The sequence below is a fragment of the Pelobacter propionicus DSM 2379 genome (genome assembly GCF_000015045.1).
Taxonomy (GTDB): Bacteria; Desulfobacterota; Desulfuromonadia; order Geobacterales; family Pseudopelobacteraceae; genus Pseudopelobacter; species Pseudopelobacter propionicus.
This window is the reverse complement of the sequence record NC_008609.1, coordinates 2,623,186-2,643,888: the sequence shown is the minus strand read 5'-3', so window position 1 is coordinate 2,643,888 and position 20,703 is coordinate 2,623,186. Positions and strand designations below refer to the sequence as shown.

Genomic DNA, 20,703 nt, shown 5'->3' with positions numbered 1-20,703 from the left:
GAATCCGGGGGAATAGTTGAGATGACCAGGGGCGGGATGGAAATGGTAGGTGATTCAGCGGCTCGGGGCGATGCTGCTGAACCTGTCGTAGAATTTCTTCGTCAGCAGGATCGTCTTTCCCTCCAGAACCCGGATCAACTCCTCGCTCTTCATCTGATTGAGCACCCGGGTCACGGTCTCGCGCGTGACCGAGGCGTAGCTGGCGATCTGCTGGTGGGTCAGCTTGACGTTGATGATCCTCCCCCGGTCGTCTCCTATGCCGTACAGATCCTGCAGGCGGTCCAGCACCGCCATGATCCGCTTCTCGGCGTTATCGAAGCTCATGATCCTGATCATCATCCAGGCCTCGCGCAGCTGGGAGCAGAGCATGTCGATGATGTGCCGCCGCATCTTGTCGTTGTTCTCGATGAACCGGTCGAAGTCGTCCTTTTCCAAAAGCCCGATCTCCGAGTCTTCCATGGCGATAACCGTGGCCGGCGACGTCTTGCCGTCCAGGAGCGACATCTCGCCGAAGAAATCCCGCTTCCTGTGGATGGCCAGGATCTGCTCACGTCCGTCCACGTTGATCTTCACCACCCTGACCTTGCCGGAATAGACGATGTACATGTAGTTGGCCGTGTCCTCTTCGAAGAGCACCACCTCGTTCCGCGAAATCTGCCTGCGCCTGATCTGGGACTCCAGTTCCTGCAGCTCCGCATCGGAAAGCCCCGCAAAGAAGGGGATGCTGTTAAGGATCTGATCGCTACGTTTTTTCGGTGGTGCGGTAGTCATTGGTTCCACTCCTTCCCTTCTCTGCTCCCGCGCCGGTGGCGCCTTGCCTCCCGGTCCCGAGGCTCCGGGGGGATGCTGCCGAAGAGCATCGCCCGGACCTGAAGCCTCTCTTTTTGAGATACCACGGATGACCGGGGTACGGCCAGCACTAAGAAGCTGTTACATTTCAGGCTGGCACCATCGGCTGCCGTCTCCCTTCATCCCTTTGCACGCGCTACTTTGCTTTGTAGCGGGTCATAAGCCGGGGAGGCATGCTTGCCTGCCGGACGACAGTCGAGAGCGGTGCACTCCTGCGTGCGCAGGTTGCGGCGGCGCGTCCCCATTGGCCCCATGCGTGTTCCCCTTCCGACGCAAAAATAGCATGTCTTGTTATTTTAATGACTTATGGATTGTGCTTGGCATTGCAATATTCTTAAAAAACGGTATGATATGCATCCGGCTGTTTCCGGGGGGCGGGCGTTGATGCGAAGGCGCATCCCCGTCGCTCCGGTGCAGGCATCGTACATCAATCGTCCACAAGGAAACAGCATTTCAATGCCCCCTACCATCACTTTCACCGAGGCCCTTGCCAGGAACCGGATACGCTTGCTGCTGATCGTCCCGCTGCTGGTCGCCGCGTACTACCGTGTCGTTCCTGATATGGTCCAGCAGTGGATGCAGGACGAAAACTACTCCCACGGCTTTCTGGTGCCGCTGATCGCCGGCTATTTCCTGTACCTGCGCCGCGATGAACTGGGGCGTGCCCCGGTCGTGCCCTGGAACTGGGGCGTGGCGGTGCTGCTGTTCGGTCTGGCGCAGCTGATTCTTGGCTGGCTGGGTACGGAGTACTTCACCATGCGTTCATCCCTGGTCGTCGTCCTGGCCGGGCTGGTGCTGTTCCTCTTTGGAACTGCTCCCTTCAGGGTCATGGCCCTGCCACTCGGCTACTTGCTCTTCATGGTGCCGATCCCCTACATCGTCTACGATGCCGTCGCCTTTCCCCTGAAACTCTTCGTGACCAGGGTTTCGGTGGCGACCCTCAAGATTGCCGGTGTCAGCGTGCTGCGGGAGGGGAACATCATCATGTTTCCCGCCACCACCCTGGAGGTCGCCGATGCCTGCAGCGGCATACGCTCGCTGATCTCCCTGTTGGCCCTGGCCGTGGCTTTGGCCTTCTTCCTGCGCATTGCACCCTGGAAACGCTGGGTTCTGGTTGGTGGGGCGATTCCCATCGCCATTGTCACCAATGCCAGCCGGGTGATCGTGACCGGCTTTTTGGCCCAGTACATGGGGGCGCGGGCCGCGGAGGGGTTCTTTCACGAATTCGCCGGCCTGGCGGTGTTCGGCCTGGCCATGCTGTTGCTGGTTTCCCTGGGGGCACTGTTAAAAGGCAGGGAACAGAGAACAGGCAGTGAACAGTGAACAGTGAACAGGGAACAGGGAACAGGGAACAGGGAACAGGGAACAGGGAACAGGGAACAGGGAACAGGGAGTCGCCGCCTCCTGCCCGCTGCCCGCTGCCCACTGTCCACTGTCCACTGTCCACTGTCCACTGTCCACTGACCACTGCCCACTGCACACTGCACACTGCACAAGGAACGCTTGAATGCTCACTAGTGTCAGATTCATAATCGTCTACCTGCTCCTGGCTGCCGCGGCCCTGTTCCTCTGCCTGCACCGTGATCTGCCGGTACCGGTCACGCGCCCCTTCAGCCAGTTCCCGGTCCAGGTCGCTTCGTGGCACATGTCATCGGAGGCGACGTTCAGTGATTCGGTGCTGGAAGCACTGAAACCGACCGACTACCTGTACCGCCAGTACGTGGCCGATGGCGGCGGGAATGTCACCCTCTACATCGGTTTCCATGGCGGCGGCAAGGGAAGCGGCGGAATCCACTCACCCAAGCATTGCCTGCCGGGCAGCGGCTGGTACGAGGAGTCCAGTCGTCGGCGTCAGTTGGAAGGCGGCACTGAACGGATCAATCTGGTGCAGTCGGTGTACCGCAAGGGGGAGGGGAGGGAGCTGTTCCTGTACTGGTTCCAGGTGCGCGACAGGAGCCTGAACGACGAGTACTCCCTCAAGCTGGCGGAGATCAGCGGTTCCCTGCTGCAGCGTCGTCGTGACAGCGCTTTCATCCGCGTTTCGGTCTCCTTCGAGGGGGACGAGCGGGCTGCCCTGGAGTTGGGGGAACGCTTCATCCGGGAATTCCTCCCCTCCATCCGGGAGTTCCTCCCCAGGTAGGGGGAATCTGGCGTGTCCGTCTCCGCGGCTTGCCGCCCTCTGATCCCTGTAACAGTGTTGGCCCCGAGTCCGCGGACGTTGCCGGGCTTTCTCCGGGAACTCCGCGCGCTCCGCGGCCATTTTTCGCTTTATCCCCATGGTGGAGAACAAAGGAGTAGATGATGAAACAGGAACGGGTGATTTCGGTCGTCGGCCTGGGCTATGTCGGCCTGCCGGTGGCGGTGGCCTTTGGCGGGGTGCGTCGCACCATCGGGTTCGATGTTAACCGGACACGCATCGATGAGCTGAAGGCAGGCTATGACCGTACCGACGAGGTCAGCGAGGAGGAACTGCGCGCTGCCAGGATCGTCTTCACCGATTCCGTCGATGACCTGCGTACGGCCGATTTCCACATCGTGGCCGTGCCGACGCCGGTTGACGAGGCCCACCGGCCTGACCTCTCCCTGATGCACCGGGCGTCGGAGACCGTTGGGCAGGCGCTGAAAAAGGGGGATATCGTGGTCTACGAGTCCACGGTCTATCCCGGTGTTACGGAGGACGAGTGCGTGCCGATCCTGGAGCGGGTCTCCGGCCTTGCCTGCGGCAGCGATTTTACGGTCGGCTACAGCCCCGAGCGGATCAACCCGGGTGACCGGGAGCATACCTTCACCAGGATCAAGAAGGTCGTCTCCGGCCAGGACGACGCCACCCTGGAGATCGTCGCCCGGGTGTACGAATCGGTGGTCACCGCCGGAGTCCATCGGGCCAGATCCATCAAGGTCGCCGAAGCGGCCAAGGTGATCGAGAATACCCAGCGCGACCTGAACATCGCCCTGATGAACGAACTGGCACTGATCTTCGACCGTCTCGGCATCGACACCAACGATGTCCTGGAGGCGGCAGGCACCAAGTGGAATTTTCTCAAGTTCAAGCCGGGGCTCGTGGGGGGACACTGCATCGGCGTAGATCCCTACTACCTGACCCACAAGTCGGAGAAGATCGGCTACATCCCCCAGGTTATCCTGGCCGGCCGCCGGATCAACGACGGCATGGGCAGGTTCGTCGCCCAGCGCGCCATCCGGGAGATGATCCACTGCGGGCACAGCATCCGGGACAGCAGGGTGACCGTGCTGGGGCTTACCTTCAAGGAGGACTGCCCCGACCTGCGCAATTCCAAGGTGATCGATATCATCCGGGAGCTGGAGGACTATGGCATCAGCGTGCAGGTCTGCGATCCCCTGGCTGATCTAGGTGAGGCGCGCCATGAGTACGGGGTCAACCTGGTTGCCGTGGATGATCTGAAGCCCGCCTGCGCCGTGGTGGTGGCCGTTGCCCATCGCCCGTTCCTGGAATGGGGGACGGACGAGATGCTCCGCCGCATGGGCAAGAACCCGGTGTTGGTGGATGTGAAGGGGATCTATGACCAGGACGCCATGTCTGCCGCCGGCATACGGGTCTGGAGGCTGTGAGGTGGGGAACAGGGAGTCGCCGCCTCCTGATCACTGCCCACTGCCCGCTGCCCGCTGAACGCTGAACGCTGAACGCTGAAGGAATGACATGAACCGCTACGATATCGTACGAGAACAGCTGAAACAGAATCCCCGAACCTGGCTGGTGACGGGAGTGGCCGGCTTCATCGGCTCCAACCTGCTGGAGAGCCTGCTTACGCTTGGCCAGCGGGTGGTGGGGCTGGACAACTTCTCCACCGGCAAGCGCGCCAACCTGGATGAAGTCAGCCGGGTGGTGACGCCGCGGCAGTGGGCTGCCTTCACCTTCCATGAAGGGGATATCCGCGAGCTCGCCGCCTGCCGCGCCGCCTGTCAGGGGGTCGACTATATCCTGCACGAGGCTGCCCTCGGTTCGGTGCCCCGCTCCATCGAGGACCCGATCAGCAGCAACGAGAGCAATGTCGGCGGATTCCTGAACATGCTGGTGGCTGCCCGGGATGCCAAGGTGCGGCGAATGGTCTACGCGGCCAGCAGTTCCACCTATGGCGACCACCCCGGCCTGCCCAAGCGGGAGGAGCTGATCGGCAGGCCGCTCTCCCCCTACGCGGTCACCAAGTACGTGAACGAACTGTACGCCGATGTTTTTGCCCGGACCTATGCCATGGAACTGGTAGGGCTGCGCTACTTCAACGTCTTCGGCCCGCGCCAGGACCCGGAAGGGGCCTATGCGGCGGTGATCCCGCGCTGGATCAGGTCCATGATCATCGACGAGACCGTGTATATCAACGGCAGCGGAGAGACGAGCAGGGATTTCTGCTTCGTGGAGAACGTGATCCAGATGAACCTGCTGGCAGCCACGGCTGATGAACCGCAGGCGGTCAACCAGGTGTACAACACCGCGGTCAACGCCCGCACCACCCTGAATGAGCTCTACGACATGCTTCGGCAGCGACTCGTCCCCCGTTTCCCCCATCTTGCCCATCGCACGCCGCTGCACCGGGATTTCCGGGCAGGGGACGTGCTGCATTCCCAGGCCGATATTTCCAAGGCTGCCCGGCTTCTGGGGTATCAGCCGACCCACACCATCCAGAGCGGGCTGGACGCCTCTCTATCGTGGTACGTGGATAACCTCTGCCCCACGGTGGAGGGGAACTTGCCCGCTGCCGGGTCACGGGGCCTGGAGCCCGTGGGGAACTGACATGCTGGACTCGGTCATCACCATCGCGGCCATTGTTGCCCTGCTGTTTGCCGCGGGATACGCCCTGCACCGGGAACGCTCCCGCGCCGGCCTGTTTCTCTGCGGCGCGCTGCTGCTGACCGCCCTTTTGGAGCTGTTCGACCTCTTGTCCCTCAGCCTGCCTCAGGCTGCCGTGCCGTGGAAATGGTTCTCGCTTGTGGCCGAATCCCTGCTCCCCTTCTTCTGGATCATGTGCAGCCTGACCTACGCCCGTCAGGCCGCCCCCTGGAGGTTCGGCCCGCTGCTCAAGGGAGTGATCGCCCTTTCCCTGCTCTTCTGTCTGCTCCCCTTTGCCGTTCCCCTGGACTCATTCTTCTACGCCCCTGATTTCCCGCTGGAGCGGCTGCTCTTCCTGGGGAATGTCGGCTACTTCTACTACCTGGGGCTCATGGCTGCCCTGATATTCGCCCTGGTCAACTTTGAGACCACCCTGGCCAATGCCTCTCCCGAGTCGCTGGACAGGGTCAAGTTCGAGATCATCGGCCTGGGCGCCTTCCTGGGGGTGCTGATCTTCTACTTCAGCCAGGCCCTGGTGTACCGCAGCCTGAACATGAACTACCTGCAGCTGCGCTCGCTGCTCTACCTGGTTGGCCTGGGGCTGATGGCCTATTCCCTGCTGTTCCGCAGGGGAGGGGTGCGTATCCAGGTGTCCCGCCAGGCGGCTTTCAAGTCCTTCGTGCTGGTGGCGGTCGGGCTGTACCTGATCATGATCGGCCTTTTGGGGGAGGGGATGCAGTACTTCGGCGTTTCCTTCCAGCGCACGGTGACCGTCTCCTTCGCCTTTATCGCCGGCATCGTGCTGCTGCTGCTCCTTCTCTCCCAGCGCTTCCAGCGCGAGGTCAAGGTCGCGTTGCACAAGAACTTCTACCAGCACAAGCACGACTACCGCACCCAGTGGCTGCGCTTCACCGAGCAGCTCGCCACCTCCCGTTCCTCCGACGAACTCTTGCAGCGCATCCTGTCCGCCTATTGCGACGTGTTCGGCATGGCAGGGGCGGCGCTGTTCCTCCTGGAGCAGAACCGCGGCGGGTACGGCATGACGGCGACCCACAACATGCAGCCCATGGGGGCACTGATCAAGCCGGATAATTCCCTGGTCAGGTTCATGGTCGAGCGCACCTGGGTGGTCAACGTCAGGGACGATACCCCCGAAGTCATGGAGGAGAACGGCGCCTTCTTCCGCGACAACCAGATATCCTTCGTCATCCCGCTCTTTGGCGCCGAGCGCATGGAGGGGTTCATCGTCCTGGGGCGGGTGATCAAGGAAGACGAGGTGTACATCTACGAAGATTATGACCTGATGAAGACCATCGCCCGCCAGGCCTCCCAGGCGATCCTGCACCAGCGCCTCTCGGAGCAGCTCTCCCAGGCGCGGGAGGTGGAGGCCATCGGCAATATCGCCGCCTTCGTGGCCCACGACCTGAAGAACCTGGTCAGCAACCTGTCGCTGATCGTGGAGAATGCCGGCCGCTTCATCCAGAATCCCGACTTCCAGCAGGACATGCTGGTCTCCCTGGGCAATACCGTCACCAAGATGCAGCACCTGATCGGCAGGCTCAGGAACCTGGGGGAGCGGGACCATTTCACGGCCAAACCGGTGAATCTGCTGGAACTGGCCGAGAAGACCGCCCGTCTGGCCAGTGGCTCTGCCGTTACGGTGGAGGGGAGCGCCGAGACGGTGGTCGTGGATGAAAACGAGATGCAGAACGTGATCATGAACCTGCTGATGAACGCCATCGAGGCATCCGGGCCGGACAGGGGCGTGCGGATCCAGGTCGGCAACCTGGGCAATCCCTATCTGGCGGTGCACGATCAGGGGCATGGCATGTCGGCTGATTTCATGCGCAGGGAGCTGTTCAAGCCCTTCAAGACCACCAAGAAGAAGGGGCTGGGGATCGGACTGTACCAGTGCAAGCAGACAGTGGAGTCTTTTGGCGGTAGAATCGAAGTGGACAGTGAAGAGGGTGTGGGGACGACATTTACGATCTGGTTCAGCCAGGGGGGCGAAGGCGGTACCCCGGTCGGCCATTGCTGACGAGGGACAATGCACATGGTAAAGATACTGATAATCGATGACGATCCCGATATCCGCCAGCAGCTGAAGTGGGGCTTGAGCGACGAGTACAGCGTCGTGCAGGCCGGCACGGTGCAGGAGGGGATCGTTGCCTTCAAGAAGCACCACCCCACGGTGGTGATCCTGGATCTGGGCCTGCCCCCCTACGAGCACAGCTCGGAAGAGGGTTTCCGCGGCCTGGCGGCGCTTTTGGAGCTTAACCCGCACGTCAAGATCATCATGCTGACCGGCAACAGCGAGCGGGAAAACGCCCTCAAGGCCATGCAGCTGGGGGCCTACGACTTTTATCCCAAACCGCCTGTGCTGAACGAACTGAAGGTGATCATCGGCCGGGCGGTCCATGTGGCCGGCCTGGAGGAGCAGAACCGCACCCTGCAGCGCGCCGTGGAGATGAAGTCCATGGATCTGGGAGGCATGCTCGGCCAGTGTCCCGAGATGCAGACCATCTTCGCCACCATCAAGAAGGTGGCCCCTTCGGATGTGTCCATACTGATCACCGGCGAGAACGGCACCGGCAAGGAGCTGGTAGCCCAGGCCCTGCACGACGCCAGCCTGCGCAGGAAGGGGCCGTTCATCCCGATCAACTGCGGCGCGATCCCGGAGAATCTGCTGGAGTCGGAACTCTTCGGCCACGAGCGGGGCGCCTTCACCGGCGCCCACACCACGGTCCAGGGCAAGCTGCAGTACGCCAACAAGGGGACCCTGTTTCTGGACGAGATCGGCGAGCTGCCGGTCAACCTGCAGGTCAAGCTGCTGCGCTTCCTGCAGGAAGGGGTGATCCAGCGGGTGGGCGGCAGGGTGGATATCCCGGTGGATACCCGCACGGTCTGCGCAACCAACGTGAACATCGCCCAGGCCATCAAGGAGGGCAGGTTCCGTGAGGACCTGTACTACCGCATCAGCGTCATCTCCATCCACCTGCCCCCCTTGCGGGAGCGGGGGGAGGATATCCTGCTTCTGGCCAACTATTTCCTGCGCATGTACAGCGACGAGCACAAGAAGAAGGTGCGCCGCTTCAGCGCGGCCGCCGTCCACTTCCTGAAGAGCTACGAATGGCCGGGCAACGTGCGGGAACTGCGCAACCGGGTGCAGCGGGCGATCATCATGAGCGATGCCTCGGTGGTCGAGCCGGATGATCTGGGATGCGAAATGGAGCTGCCTGAGTTTGACGAGGAAATCCGGCCGATCGTAACGCTGCGGGAGGCGCGGGACAAGGTGGAGCGGGAGTTGCTGGTGCAGGCCATGGACCGCCAGAACGGCAACATCGCCAAGGCTGCCGAGGAGCTGGGTGTCAGCAGGCCGACCTTCTACGACATGATCAAGAAGCACGGCCTGATGCCGCTGCACGGGGGTGAGAAGGGGGCCGACTCCTGATTACGGGCGGCGTTTGAAGCCTTCACGAGGGTGAGTCGATTACGAAAAAAGTGCCGGGAGAGTGGGTGTAAAGAAAACGATAATCAGCCGGGGGCGTTGCAAGCGCAGCGTTTCCGGCTTTTTGTTTGTCGGGATAGATACCACCGGTGATTCCCCACGCTTCCGCGCTCAGTCGACGAGCATCTCCCTGATGGTTTCTTTTACCCTGCTGATCTGGCGCAGGTTGAGTTTGCCCAGTTCCCTGACCAGACGCGCGCGGTCCACGGTCCGTATCTGGTCAAGAACGATCCATGCCCGCGTGCCGCTGAAGCGCAGTTCCACCCGGCTGGGATAGTCGTGGGATTTGGTCGTCATGGGCGCGATCATGACGGTTTTCAGGTGGCGGTTCATTTCATCTGGAGAAATGACCACACAGGGACGGGTCTTCTGGATCTCGTGTCCGATCGTCGGATCCAGATTGACCAGATAGACATGATACTGATTCAGCTCCATTCCCACTCCTCCAAGTCGAGAACATCGTCCGTCAGCAGGGCATCTTCGTTGCGTTCACGCATAAGCGCAAACGCCTCGTCCCATCCGTTTCGCGGTTTACGGGATACGGGGCGGAGCACAATTTCGTCTTTTCCGGGCAGCAGTTCGACCTCTTCGATGATGTCGTACTGGCGCAGCAGCGCGGCAGGAATCCTGATGCCCTTTGAATTGCCGATGGAAACGAGATGGGTAAGCATGGTGTTAACTCCTTTTGTAAATACATTGTAGTTACAGTTTGCCATGAAGGTTGTTTACGAGTCAACTATCAAATGGTCTGCCATAGCTCGTGCAACGGATAGGTCGCTGGAATATTAAACCCGCTGGCCCGAGCGTGCCGGAGGGGGGACGGCTGTAGTGATAACATCGTGTAAAACATTCCGACAACGAGTCCGTAGCTGTCATTCAGGTTGTTTCCTGGGCGTTTTTCTTGGCTTGCTGTTTCCGTTTATCTTTCTTCACGGGGTGAATTTCATGGCTTGTCGGTCACCGAAGCCCCTAGCTGTCTCCTGCCCGTCCTGGTTACTGGTCGGGTAGCGAGCGGGATTGTTTTTAATGTTGAAAATTTTTACAGGTGGCTGTGTCTGGAGGCGGTCAAATTGTATAACATGCTGCAAAGACGGTGTAATGTGGTTTTGGCATCGTGGTTGCATGGTATAGGCAAAATTTAATTCAATAAACCACCAACACAGAAGCATTCAAACAAGGAGGAGAGTATGTTTAAGAAACTGGCAACACTTTTGGCAGGGGCGGCGTTGATGCTGGCAGCAACGAGTGCAATGGCTACACCATTGAATCCTTACTTGAATCGGCCAACTACGGTTAATGTCGTGAATAATGGTGAAAATTCTTTGCAGACAGAATTGAATGGTATTTTTGGGGCGGGAGTTGTAGATGCTTCCGCGGACCAACTCGGAGTTGGAATGTTTAAAATAGCAACGCCGGGTTCGAATGTTATTGCGCCTCAATTCAAATTTGAATGGACAGGCAATAGCGCAACTCAATCAGCAGGTATTTTTGGTTGGAATGGAACAACTGCTGTAGAAGCTGTACTTTTTGATGGAAGTGCTAAAGCAGGTTATTCTACACTTGTAAAATGGAATACTGCTGATAGTGGTAAAATTACTTATTTTGATCAAAATGGTGATTTTATTAGTCAACATGATTTCGATGATATTAGTAGAGATTTTTTTGGTGTCTTCTTTCAGGCTTCTGAAAACTCTGAATTTTACTACTCGGTTGATTCTTTGAATCCACAAGGTGAGGCGAGAGTACTTGGATACGAGCCGACTCTCAGTGGAGCTGCGTTTGCTTATGAAGATGGAACTGACTTTGATTACAACGATGCGGGCTTTTTTGTTGAATCAATTGCTCCCGTCCCCGAGCCGGGCACCATGGTCCTCCTCGGCGCCGGCATGCTCGGTCTGGCCATTTTCGGAAAGCGCCGCATGAACCGGGAAGCGTAAGCGTGGGATAGAGTAAACTGTGTTGGTTGAAGGAAAGGCGGTGCAGAGATGCACCGCCTTTCTTGTTTGGAGTGATGGCGGGACGCGTGGGGACGACAGGCAGCACATTGACCGCTGTTGATGTGGGCCGATGTCAGCTTTTATAAATACTCGAGTGACAGCAAAGAATTCGATGGGCTATGCGACTGGTTTCGCAGCGGCGATGGCCGACTGCACGTGATCATGAAGTGCCTGAACCTGTTGCCGTAATGCCGGTCGGTCAAGTGGTGCATCGATGGTTTCCATTGGTTCGTAGCGCAGTTGCGCGGCAAATGGGGTGAGCATGATCAGATGCCTGAACTGTTCAATATCACACCCCATCTCACGAAGAGTCAGAAGCAGAACACGTAAATCATGGATGAAGCCGTATGACCCGTCCGCCGCAGTTATCCAGGCCTTAAGCGACTTTTCCACCGCCTGCTGGGCGTGAAACCCGAATATTTCATCATCGATGGATTCCGGCGCTATCATAAGGTCCATGGCTCGCATGTCCTTTGCCGCCATCCGCAGCAACAGCCTTGCCTGCTCAATGTGATTCATACAGAGTTTTTCCCTCCCTCAAGGCATGGGCCACGACATGATTCTTGACCCCTTTCCATTTCTCTATTTCCTGTGGCGTAAACACAAGAAAATCCATCGGTATGAGGTAATCGAACAGGGCATTGCTCAATCGAGCGATTTCCGCCCGCCGGCTTCGTTTCGTATCGAAGGGACCATCTTCAACGATCAGAAAATCCAGGTCGGAGTCGGGGTGAGCCGTTCCGCGGGCGTGGGAGCCGAAGAGAATGATCTTGCGGGGTTTTGTTTCCTGCACGATTAGATTGGTTACTTCCTGCAGAAGTTTATCGGTGACCTGTAACATGCGGTTCTCCAAAGGGGGAATCGTTGCTTGTGGGGTTAGGCTGCATTTTCGAGCGTTTCAGTGCCGAATTAGCTTGGTGGTGTTCATCTGTGTTTTGTCCAGCAATCGTAACAAGTGGCGCCTCAATACGCAATCTGTCTGGCATTATCTTCTGTAAAGGGTGACGAACTCACCAGAATCGCCACTCCCCGCTCTGGAGCACGTACAGGGCTAGGGCCAGGTTGGTGACGGCGTGGGCCAGGACGCACTGGGCCAGGCTTTTTGTGCGGTAGAGGATCAGGTTGTAGAACACCCCCGCCATAACCCCCGCCAGGATGTAGCTGTGCTCCAGGCCGAACAGCGCCACCGTCACCAGGAACGATCCCCAGGTGAAGGCGCCCAGGGGAACCCTGTCGAAATCCTTGTCAATGATGTAGCGGATCAGGAAGGAGCGCCAGAACAGTTCCTCCATCAGCGGCACCACCAGCACCGCCCCGGCCACCCGGAACAGGATCATGACGATCCGTACGGTACTGTCGGGAATCAGCAGCGGGTTATACCCCTGGGGCGCGCCAGCGCTTCCAAAAGTCCAGTCCATGTTGATCCAGAGGACGAACACCAGCAGGCCGATCCCGATCGTTGCCAGGGTCGTGGGGATGTGTGTCAGGTCCCTGAACCGCAGTTCTCCGTACCTGTGCCTGAAGCGGAACAGCAGGTAGCCCACCGCCAGCGCCTTCAGCGGATAGAGGTAGTACAGGGTTGTCGCTTCCAGCCTGAAGAGCCCCTGTTCGCCCAGGAAGTGGAGCAGTTCGTCCAGGCCGATGAAGGCCATGAAGAGCGCAAAGGGGAGGTAGCGGTACAGCGCTGGAGAGGCCTGATGTCGCTCGTGCATGTAATCTGCTCCGGAGAAATAAAAATGATTCTGATGCGTGGGGTGAAGCGTGAGAAACCGGCAGGATGGCTGCTGAGTAATGGTGATATACCAATCGCGGCACTGCGTCAATATTGAGGCTCGTGGTGGCGGAAAAATGGTCTGTGCATGATTCCTCCCCCTTCAAGGGAGGGCAGACTCCATCCTGCGCTACCCTTTTAAGGCTGTGCTGCGTCCGAGTCTGTTTCGAAAAGGAGAAGGGGTGCCCCTGGTCGCGGCACCCCCCCCTCTCTCCGGTGTAAAAAAAACCGACAGGTCGAAATGAACGGTCGGCTTCAATGGATGCGGTCGGTTATCTTGTAGGTTTCCCGCATAATCTGGTCCTGGTCGTTGCAGAGCAGGGAGATGGCGTTTCTCAGATTGACGAAGGAGTTGACGTCCATGCGCCGTATCTGCACCCCCATTCCCGCCTCTTCGGAGCGGACGACTTCGGCGTTCAGGTGTATCGAGGAACTGGGGGAGATGTAGACGGTGATCTGGAGGGGGGTGCTCACGGGGAGCTTCTGGGTGGTGTTGATATACAACCCCTGCAGACTGGCATCCTTGATGTTCGCGAAAAACATCTGCCCGTCGAACTTAACGGAGGCGCATTCAGGGAATTGAACCCGCATGAAATTTCTGTTTTCCATTGGTCGCTTTCCTTTGCAGGGAAGTTGGATTCACCTGAAATGCGCATAAAACTAGATATACTGCCATGCTGACCAGTAGCTGCATGTGCGCCGCAAAGACGCCAGGAAATAGAGAATATTGGTTCAGTCCGTGCCGTCACCTGAACGATGCCACGTTCTTGTTACAAAAAACCGCTCTCTTTTTGCCGTGCGCCTCCGGGGGCAAGCATTGCTCTGTTGCAGGATGACGTGCTGTCCAGGTATTCTCATTTATTGCACAATCCGTACCCGCGTGCTAATAGCCTGTCTTTGTGGGGAAAAAGTCATACCTATTGCTAATGTGTGGTTTTAATGTAAAGGCGGCCGACGCAGCTTTATGAAGAGGGAAGGCATGGTCTGTTGTACTTCAGGAAAGCCTGCTTTCCGGTCTCCTAGGGGGAGTCCGGTGTCTGCGGCTGCGTTTTTCCCGAGGCTATGCCGATCAGTAGCCGGTAGGGGCCGGGAACGCCGGTCGGTATGAAGGCAACCCTGTCGCCGGGGCTTACATGGTGGTCAAGGGGATACACCAGGTGGTTGATGAAGACCGCTTCGACCTTCTCCAGGGGAAGCTCAAGCTCGCGGGCCAGTTCCAGTGCCGTACATCCTGCGGCGGGAAGCGTCATCTCAACCTTGGGCTCCAGGCCCTGTTCCCTGCGATAGGTATGCAGGCAACCAAACATCCGTACCGTTGTTTTAGTCTGTTCGCACATGGGGCGCTCCTTTCAAACGCATCGGTGAGGGAAGCAAGTGAGCAAGACTACCACTGTTTTTTTGTGCTGTATACAGGCAAAACGTGGTTATATCTGTTGTTAATGAAAAAGATGGCTGTCGCGCGGCGGTTTACTTGGCAGGGGGATTGGTGTACATCTGAGGCCGGTGTGTTTGCTATTCTCCCGCGAGGTCTTTCACATGGAAACGGACATTCCGGCAATAGAAGGGGAAATTGAACGGATCCTGCCCCGGGTGCGGGACGCGCGACGCTACCTGCATGCCCATCCTGAGCTGTCCCTGCGCGAACATGAGACGGCGCGCTTTGTCAGATCGAACCTGGCTTCCCCCAACATCGGGCTTCTGCCGCCGTTTTTGGAAACGGATGTGGTGGCGCTGATCTCCGGTCGGCAGCCGGGCCGGAATGTCACCCTGCGGGCTGATATGGACGCCCTGCCCATGCGGGAGGAGACGGAACTGCCCCATTGCTCGCTCCGCGACAATGTCATGCACGCCTGCGGACACGACGGCCACACCGCCATGCTGATGGGCGCTGCCCTGGTGCTTGAGCGCCTGAGGAACCTGTTCAGCGGGTCGGTCAGATGCGTGTTCCAGCCGGGTGAGGAGATCGTGGCCGCCGGCAGGGATCTGGTGGCGGCCGGCGTTCTGGATGATCCGAAGCCGGACGCGGTGCTGGCCTTGCACGCCTGGCCCGGGCATCCGACCGGGGTAATCGGCTCGCGCCCGGGGGTGATGATGGCTGCCGCCGACATCTTTAGCATCACCATCAGGGGGAGGGGAGGGCACGGCTCGCGGCCGGAGCGCACCATCGACCCGATCCTGGTCGCCACCCGGGTGATCCATAGCCTCTATGCCATCCCCTCGCGGCGCATAGGCGCGCTGGAGCCGGTGGTGATCAGCGTCTGCAGCATGCATGGCGGTTCCAACGCAAACGTCATCCCCGACCAGGTCGTTTTGCAGGGAACGGCGCGCTACCTCTCCCCTGAGGGAGGTGCGCTCCTGCCGGAGCTGTTCGAGCAGGTTCTGAAGGCGGAATGCGACTATGCCGGCGCATCCTACCACCTGGAGTATCAGCGCCCCTACATTCCGACGCAGAATGCCGCGCGGGTCGTCGATACCTGTCGTGAGGTTGTGCTGAGTGGTCTGGGGAGGTCGTGGTGGAAGGATATTCCCGCCCCCAGCATGGGTGCGGAGGATTTCTGCTGGTACCTGGAGCGGTGCGAGGGGGCCATGTTCTTCATCGGCATGGGGGAGGAGTGCCCCCAGTTGCACAGCAACCGTTTCGATTTCAACGACGGGGCGCTGCGCAACGGCATCATGTTTCTGGTGCTCTCCGCCTTGAAACTGCTTCGGCGGTAGGCGCCATGCCCACCGCCGATGGTTTCCGCCTGTCCGGATCGGTCCCGACTTACCGGCACGGCGCCGGCTGTTGCCCGTTGATGGCGAAGTTTTCCAGCATCCAGCGGGCGATGCTCCTGCTGCCGCCCGATGTATCCGGGATGGCGTCGCCGGTCAGCCAGTGCGCCTCGATGACCTCAACGCCATCCGGTTTCGGTTCGCCGTCCACGTAGTCGGCCAAAAAGCCGATCATCTGCTGGCTGGGGAAGGGCCAGTTCTGGCTGCCCAGGTAGCGGATGTTGGCGATGTTCAGGCCGACCTCTTCATGCACCTCCCTCTGGACGCACTCCTCGAGAGACTCGCCGAAATCCACGAAGCCGGCGATGGGGCTGAAACGCCCCGGCACTGCTCCGGCCTTGCGGATCAGCATGAATTCGTCACCTCGTTTGACCAGTACGATGACGCAGGGGTGGATGTGGGGGAAGTGCATCTCCCTGCATACTCCGCAGCGCTTGCCCCAGGTGGTGGGGATGCGTGTCGTCTCTCCCCCGCAGACGGAGCAGAATCGGCTGCGCCGTTCCCAGTGCATGATCTGGTTGGCGCGCCCCGCCAGGGTTGCCAGTCCCACGTCCAGGCGCTGGTCCGGTCCGAAAAAGGGGAACGCCTCGCACCCCGCGGGCAGGGGGGCATCCTCGGCGATCCGTGCGGCGCGCAGCGGCTGGCCCTGCCAGAGTCCGATTCCCACCGGGGCGGCCAGGGGTTGGAGCCCCTCCGGCAGCGGGCCGTGGGGAAGCTGGACCGTTGCCGAAGCGGTGGTGACCAGCAGGGTCTGCCGCTGCAGGATGACCCAGAAGCCGGGGCTGTTCTGGGGCACGCTGTCCGGTGAGAGGGGAGAGAACCGGTCTTTGACGGCCTTGCCGTTGTAGGGAAGTTCGGATGTGTCGGTCCTGCCTGTGCCTGTTGAAGAAAGAGTCATGGTGGCCTCCCATGGAGTGGTGTGGAATCCTGGAACCGGCGCTTCCAGTGCCGTAGGTCGTGTTTGGTTGCTGCGTCCAGCCAAGGATAATTGAACTTTTTTCCGAAAAGATCAAGAACTGGTTTGCGCCACGGGCCGGCGACTCATGCCTCCCGGCGGTCACCAGTGACATGCCGTGGCCCTGGTGCCGTTGATTGGCGGATTTTAGCGGAATGTATCTGTGGTAAAGTGTTACCTGAGTCGGTGATGGCTGAAGAACGAGGCGAGCCTGATGCCGGAGTCCGTCTCCTCTGGTGATATTCCAGGCCTTTGGCGCCGTGCTGGTTTTCGCCTGTACGCTTTACCGTCGAGCCGGAATATGGGGGTATCCAATGTCAATCGCGCATCCCAACCGTAGCATGACCGACCTGCTGGACACGCTCTGCACCACCCATCTGCAGGGCAAGGAAGAGGTGGTGCGCCTGGCGGTCATTGCGCTCCTTGGCGGGGGGCACATCCTGATCGAGGATCTGCCCGGACTGGGCAAGACCACCGTTGCCCTGGCCCTGGCCGGAGCCACCTCCCTCTCCTTCGGACGCGTGCAGTGCACCAGCGATCTGCTCCCCTCGGACATCACCGGGCTCTCCGTGTTCAACCGAGAAGAGGGGCGCTTCACCTTCATGCCCGGCCCGATCTTCAACAATATTGTGCTTCTGGATGAGATCAACCGGGCCATGCCCCGCACCCAGAGCGCCATGCTGGAGGCCATGGAGGAGCGGCGGGTGACGGTGGAGGGAGTCACCCACCCCCTGCCCGACCCGTTCATGGTGTTCGCCACCCAGAATCCCTCGGACCAGAGCGGGACCTTTCCGTTGCCCGAATCCCAACTGGATCGGTTTCTGATCTGCACCGGCATCGGCTATCCGCCGGGAGATCTGGAAAAACGGATCATCGCGGGGGGGAGCATCCGTGAGAGAATCGGCGCCATGGAACCGCTGGCCTCGTCCGCCCACATCCTGGAGGCGCGAAGGGTCGTGGCGGAGGAAACCTACCTCTCCGACAGGGTGGCCGACTATATCTACCGGATCGTATCGACAACGCGCAGTCATGCCATGATCGCTATCGGGCTCTCCACCCGTGCCGCCATAAATCTGGCCCAGGCGGCGCGGGCGTCGGCTTTTCTCCAGGGGCGCGATTTCGTGGCGCCCGAGGATGTCCGGGGGGTGGCCGTGGCGGTCTGCGCCCACCGCCTGGTCATGCGCATGGATCACGATGGTGTCGACAGGGGGGAACTGCTACGGGAACTGATCGCCGACATCGCGCTGCCTTTGGCCTGAAGATCTCCAAGGCCGGGGCGCTGTATATCGCCATGACGCTCCTCTTGGGGTTTTCTGCCGTCAATACCGGAAACAACCTCCTCTTCCTGGTGGTTTCCGGCCTTTTGGCCTTCATGTGCGTTACCGGCATGGCCGGCATGCTCAACCTCAAGGGGCTTACTCCCCGGCTCGTTGCGCCGGAGGAGATCTTCGCCGGCAGCCCGGCCGGTTTCCGCCTGGTGCTGCACAACGCTAAAATCCGTATCCCTTCCTTCCTGATCCGTCTGGAATGCCAGGGATGTCGCCCGGTCGGCATCCCGCTGGTCCCTGCCGGGGAATCGGTTTCCACCACCATGGGTTTCACCTTCCCCAGCCGGGGGGAGGCCCGGGTGACCAGCATCACCATCAGTTCCCCCTTCCCGGTCAATTTTTTCACCCGCTACTGGACCTTCAGCCTGGACAGCTCATTCGTGGTATTCCCGCGCCTGCTGCCCGGCTCTGCTGCAGGTGATGGCGGCGAGGCGCGGCGCCAGGGGGGCGGCGTTCAGCTGTCACGGGGGCTGGATGGGGAGCTGGAACGTATCTCCGGCTACTCCGGTCGCGAACCGCTGAGGATGATCCACTGGAAGCTGTCTGCCCGCGGGGATGAACTGCTGGTCAAGGAATTCGGACGCCAGGCCATGCACCCCTTGATCATCGATCTGGAGCAGCAGCCCGGTCGCACCCTTGAGGAACGTCTCTCCACGGCAGCCTGGCTGGTGAAGCACTGGGTCATGCAGCGACCGGTGGGATTGAAGCTGGCCGGTCGCGGCATAGTGGCGGGAACTGGCCACCGCCACGGCATGCGTCTTCTGACGGAGTTGGCGCTGTATGATCGCCATTAGCTCGCTGATAGCGTTTTTGTGCTACGCAACCGCCCTGTGCGGCATCGTGCCGCTCTTTCCCTGGCTGACCACTGCCCCGCGTCTTGCGCTGGCTGCCGGCATGGCCGCCGGTATCTGGCAGAGTCTGCGGGGCGCCTGGCCGTTGCCGAACTGGCTGCTGAACGCCTCCATTGTCCCGGTTTTCCTCTACTACGCAACCCAATTCAGCAGCTCCAACGCGGTCCAGCCGGTGGTGAGCCTGTTGGCGGTCATGCTGGCCGTCCGTCTGGGGGGCGAGAAGACCGGCCGTCACTATCTGCAGATCCTGGCCCTGTCGCTCTTTTGTCTGGCCTCCTCGTCCCTGTTTGACTTAAGTCCCCTGTTTCTGCTCTACCTGGCGCTGCTGCTGATCCTGGTGGCGCTCTCCCTGGTGCTGCTGGCCTTTCTCGATCAGGACAGCGGCATGTGGCTGCCGTCCCACGACCTGCGGCGGATCGTGGCGGCGGGAGTTTTGATGCCGCTGGCCTCTCTGCCGCTCTTGCTCTTCTTTTTCCCGCTGCTCCCCCGCACCCAGATCCCCCTCTGGAATATTTCCGGCGCCCCTGTTTCAGGAAGCAGCGGCTTTACCGACAGGGTCGATCCGGGCAGCAGCGAGCGCACCAGCCAGTCGTCCCAGCTGGCCTTCCGGGCGGAAATGGCCCGCCAGCCGCAGCAACAGCTCTACTGGCGCGCTACGGTTTTCAACCGCCTGGAGGGGACTCGTTGGTTGCGCGACAGCCGGGTGCCCCCGGAACGCCTCGCCTTCGCTTCCCGCCGCATCGGCCAGGTCGTCTACCCTGAGCCGGGGCTCTCCAGCTTCCTGGTCGCCCTGGATGTCCCGGCATCCGTCAGGGCCTTCCGGGCGCGATCGAATCCGGACGCAACGGCGGAACTGCGCTCGTCCGGCAGCCGGCGGCTGAGCTACCGTGCCGATTCTTCCGTCGCTGGCCTGCTGCGTGTTATTGGCGGCATCGATCGTGACTTCTATCTGCGGCTTCCCTCCGGGGTCCCTCAATCCGTCACCAGGCTGGCCGGGAGCATCCGGGCGGCCGGCGCCAGCGATGAGCGCAGGGTGGAACTGCTGGAGCGCTTCTTCCGCGATGGCGGCTACCGCTACAGCATGCAGGGGCTGCCCATTGGTGAGCATGCCTTGGAACGCTTCCTCTTCGAGACGCGGCAGGGGCACTGCGAGTTCTTCGCCTCCTCCTTTGCCCTGCTGGCCCGCTCGGCCGGTGTTCCGGCCCGGCTGGTGGGCGGCTATCTGGGGGGTGATTATAACGATGTGGGCGGCTATTACCTGGTGACCGAGGGGATGGCACATGTCTGGGTGGAAGTATTCATCGGCGGCAGGGGATGGCTGCGCATCGATCCCAGCTCCTTTGCCCGCAATGCTGATGCGTTCTGGGGGAGCCAACGGAGGCGCACCCCCCTGCTGCGTCTGCGCATGGCGCTGGACTCCCTGGACCACGCCTGGAACCGTTCCGTGATCGGCTATGATTTCGAGCACCAGGCCGACGTGGCACGCGGCGCTGCCAGGCGGCTGCACTCCCTGACCCCGAAACGGCTGCTGAAGGGGGGCATGGCGGCGCTGGGGGCGCTTTCAGTCGTGGCGCTGGCCCTGTTCCTGCTGTTCAGGCGCAGCGCCCTGTTTCCCCCGCGGGAGGAACGTTTGCTGCGGAGCCTGTACCGTCATCTGGAGCGTGAGTGCGGAGTGCGTGTTCAACCGGGGCGGCAGGGGCTGTTCGAGCTTGCCGGGCTTGCGGAGGATGAGCGGGTGCGGGAATTCGTAGGGATCTATGCCGGCGCGCTGTACCGCGACAGGCGGCTCACGGACGGGGAGTATCGGCGCTTGCGGCTCCTGCTGCGTGCCGGTTTCAGACGTCGCTAGAACGTTGCCACCCCATTCGGAC

At 60.4% G+C, this 20,703-nt stretch carries 20 protein-coding genes; 11 read left to right on the top strand and 9 right to left on the bottom strand.

Going from position 1 to position 20,703, the window contains the following annotated elements; translation table 11 throughout:
- Window positions 1–54: 54 nt before the first annotated feature.
- Window positions 55–771 carry a Crp/Fnr family transcriptional regulator gene (locus PPRO_RS12095; RefSeq protein WP_011736305.1) on the bottom strand — a complete coding sequence of 239 codons (717 nt, stop codon included), beginning with the start codon at window positions 769–771 and terminating at the stop codon, window positions 55–57.
- Between the two features lie 534 nt (window positions 772–1,305).
- Between PPRO_RS12095 and xrtA the strand changes: the two genes are divergently transcribed.
- The 6 genes from xrtA (at window position 1,306) to prsR (ending at window position 9,101) form a co-directional block, all read left to right on the top strand.
- A complete protein-coding gene (xrtA, locus tag PPRO_RS12090) occupies window positions 1,306–2,172 on the top strand; it encodes an exosortase A (RefSeq protein WP_157040006.1) in 867 nt (288 codons plus the stop codon).
- Window positions 2,173–2,356: 184 nt separating this feature from the next.
- Window positions 2,357–2,989 carry an exosortase C-terminal domain/associated protein EpsI gene (locus tag PPRO_RS12085; protein WP_011736303.1) on the top strand — a complete coding sequence of 211 codons (633 nt, stop codon included), beginning with the start codon at window positions 2,357–2,359 and terminating at the stop codon, window positions 2,987–2,989.
- 161 nt (window positions 2,990–3,150) lie between these two features.
- Window positions 3,151–4,437, top strand: a complete 1,287-nt coding sequence (locus PPRO_RS12080) for a nucleotide sugar dehydrogenase (protein ID WP_011736302.1) — start codon at window positions 3,151–3,153, stop codon at window positions 4,435–4,437.
- A gap of 88 nt (window positions 4,438–4,525) precedes the next feature.
- On the top strand, window positions 4,526–5,614 hold the full coding sequence (locus PPRO_RS12075) for an NAD-dependent epimerase/dehydratase family protein (protein WP_011736301.1): 1,089 nt from the start codon (window positions 4,526–4,528) through the stop codon (window positions 5,612–5,614).
- A gap of 1 nt (window position 5,615) precedes the next feature.
- Entirely contained in the window at window positions 5,616–7,688 is a 2,073-nt protein-coding gene (gene prsK / locus PPRO_RS12070; RefSeq protein ID WP_011736300.1) for an XrtA/PEP-CTERM system histidine kinase PrsK, read from the top strand.
- A 15-nt stretch (window positions 7,689–7,703) separates the two neighbouring features.
- Window positions 7,704–9,101, top strand: a complete 1,398-nt coding sequence (gene prsR, locus PPRO_RS12065; protein ID WP_041532303.1) for a PEP-CTERM-box response regulator transcription factor — start codon at window positions 7,704–7,706, stop codon at window positions 9,099–9,101.
- Between the two features lie 168 nt (window positions 9,102–9,269).
- Here prsR and PPRO_RS12060 read toward each other — a convergent pair whose 3' ends face one another.
- Window positions 9,270–9,593: a type II toxin-antitoxin system PemK/MazF family toxin gene (locus tag PPRO_RS12060; protein ID WP_011736298.1), complete on the bottom strand. Its 324-nt coding sequence runs from the start codon at window positions 9,591–9,593 to the stop codon at window positions 9,270–9,272.
- On the bottom strand, window positions 9,584–9,829 hold the full coding sequence (locus PPRO_RS12055) for an AbrB/MazE/SpoVT family DNA-binding domain-containing protein (RefSeq protein WP_011736297.1): 246 nt from the start codon (window positions 9,827–9,829) through the stop codon (window positions 9,584–9,586). Before PPRO_RS12055 ends, PPRO_RS12060 begins: the two co-directional genes overlap by 10 nt.
- Before the next feature lie 516 nt (window positions 9,830–10,345).
- Between PPRO_RS12055 and PPRO_RS12050 the strand changes: the two genes are divergently transcribed.
- Window positions 10,346–11,095 (top strand): PEP-CTERM sorting domain-containing protein, encoded by a 750-nt coding sequence (locus tag PPRO_RS12050; RefSeq protein ID WP_011736295.1) that lies wholly within the window; start codon window positions 10,346–10,348, stop codon window positions 11,093–11,095.
- A 177-nt stretch (window positions 11,096–11,272) separates the two neighbouring features.
- On the opposite strand, the gene PPRO_RS12045 is transcribed toward PPRO_RS12050, so the two are convergent.
- The 5 genes from PPRO_RS12045 to PPRO_RS12025 form a co-directional block, all read right to left on the bottom strand.
- Window positions 11,273–11,674: a HEPN domain-containing protein gene (locus PPRO_RS12045; RefSeq protein WP_011736294.1), complete on the bottom strand. Its 402-nt coding sequence runs from the start codon at window positions 11,672–11,674 to the stop codon at window positions 11,273–11,275.
- A complete protein-coding gene (locus PPRO_RS12040) occupies window positions 11,661–11,996 on the bottom strand; it encodes a nucleotidyltransferase domain-containing protein (RefSeq protein WP_011736293.1) in 336 nt (111 codons plus the stop codon). Before PPRO_RS12040 ends, PPRO_RS12045 begins: the two co-directional genes overlap by 14 nt.
- Before the next feature lie 169 nt (window positions 11,997–12,165).
- Complete coding sequence (locus PPRO_RS12035) at window positions 12,166–12,867, bottom strand: CAAX prenyl protease-related protein (RefSeq protein WP_011736292.1); 702 nt, start codon at window positions 12,865–12,867, stop codon at window positions 12,166–12,168.
- A 314-nt stretch (window positions 12,868–13,181) separates the two neighbouring features.
- Entirely contained in the window at window positions 13,182–13,535 is a 354-nt protein-coding gene (locus PPRO_RS12030; protein ID WP_011736291.1) for a PilZ domain-containing protein, read from the bottom strand.
- 410 nt (window positions 13,536–13,945) lie between these two features.
- The gene (locus tag PPRO_RS12025) at window positions 13,946–14,263 is read right to left on the bottom strand and encodes a MoaD/ThiS family protein (protein WP_011736290.1); all 318 of its coding nucleotides are present in this window, start codon (window positions 14,261–14,263) and stop codon (window positions 13,946–13,948) included.
- A gap of 199 nt (window positions 14,264–14,462) precedes the next feature.
- On the opposite strand from PPRO_RS12025, the gene PPRO_RS12020 reads away from it, so the two are divergent.
- Complete coding sequence (locus PPRO_RS12020) at window positions 14,463–15,641, top strand: M20 metallopeptidase family protein (RefSeq protein ID WP_157040005.1); 1,179 nt, start codon at window positions 14,463–14,465, stop codon at window positions 15,639–15,641.
- 49 nt (window positions 15,642–15,690) lie between these two features.
- Here the strand turns inward: PPRO_RS12020 and nudC are convergent, their stop codons facing one another.
- Window positions 15,691–16,596 (bottom strand): NAD(+) diphosphatase, encoded by a 906-nt coding sequence (nudC, locus tag PPRO_RS12015; RefSeq protein ID WP_011736288.1) that lies wholly within the window; start codon window positions 16,594–16,596, stop codon window positions 15,691–15,693.
- Window positions 16,597–16,967: 371 nt separating this feature from the next.
- On the opposite strand from nudC, the gene PPRO_RS12010 reads away from it, so the two are divergent.
- Genes PPRO_RS12010 through PPRO_RS12000 form a run of 3 tightly spaced genes read left to right on the top strand, consistent with a single transcriptional unit; the run spans window position 16,968 to window position 20,681 of the window.
- Window positions 16,968–17,912: an AAA family ATPase gene (locus tag PPRO_RS12010; protein WP_011736287.1), complete on the top strand. Its 945-nt coding sequence runs from the start codon at window positions 16,968–16,970 to the stop codon at window positions 17,910–17,912.
- A 32-nt stretch (window positions 17,913–17,944) separates the two neighbouring features.
- Window positions 17,945–18,775, top strand: a complete 831-nt coding sequence (locus tag PPRO_RS12005) for a DUF58 domain-containing protein (RefSeq protein WP_011736286.1) — start codon at window positions 17,945–17,947, stop codon at window positions 18,773–18,775.
- Window positions 18,762–20,681: a transglutaminase family protein gene (locus tag PPRO_RS12000; protein WP_011736285.1), complete on the top strand. Its 1,920-nt coding sequence runs from the start codon at window positions 18,762–18,764 to the stop codon at window positions 20,679–20,681. Before PPRO_RS12005 ends, PPRO_RS12000 begins: the two co-directional genes overlap by 14 nt.
- Window positions 20,682–20,703 lie beyond the last annotated feature (22 nt).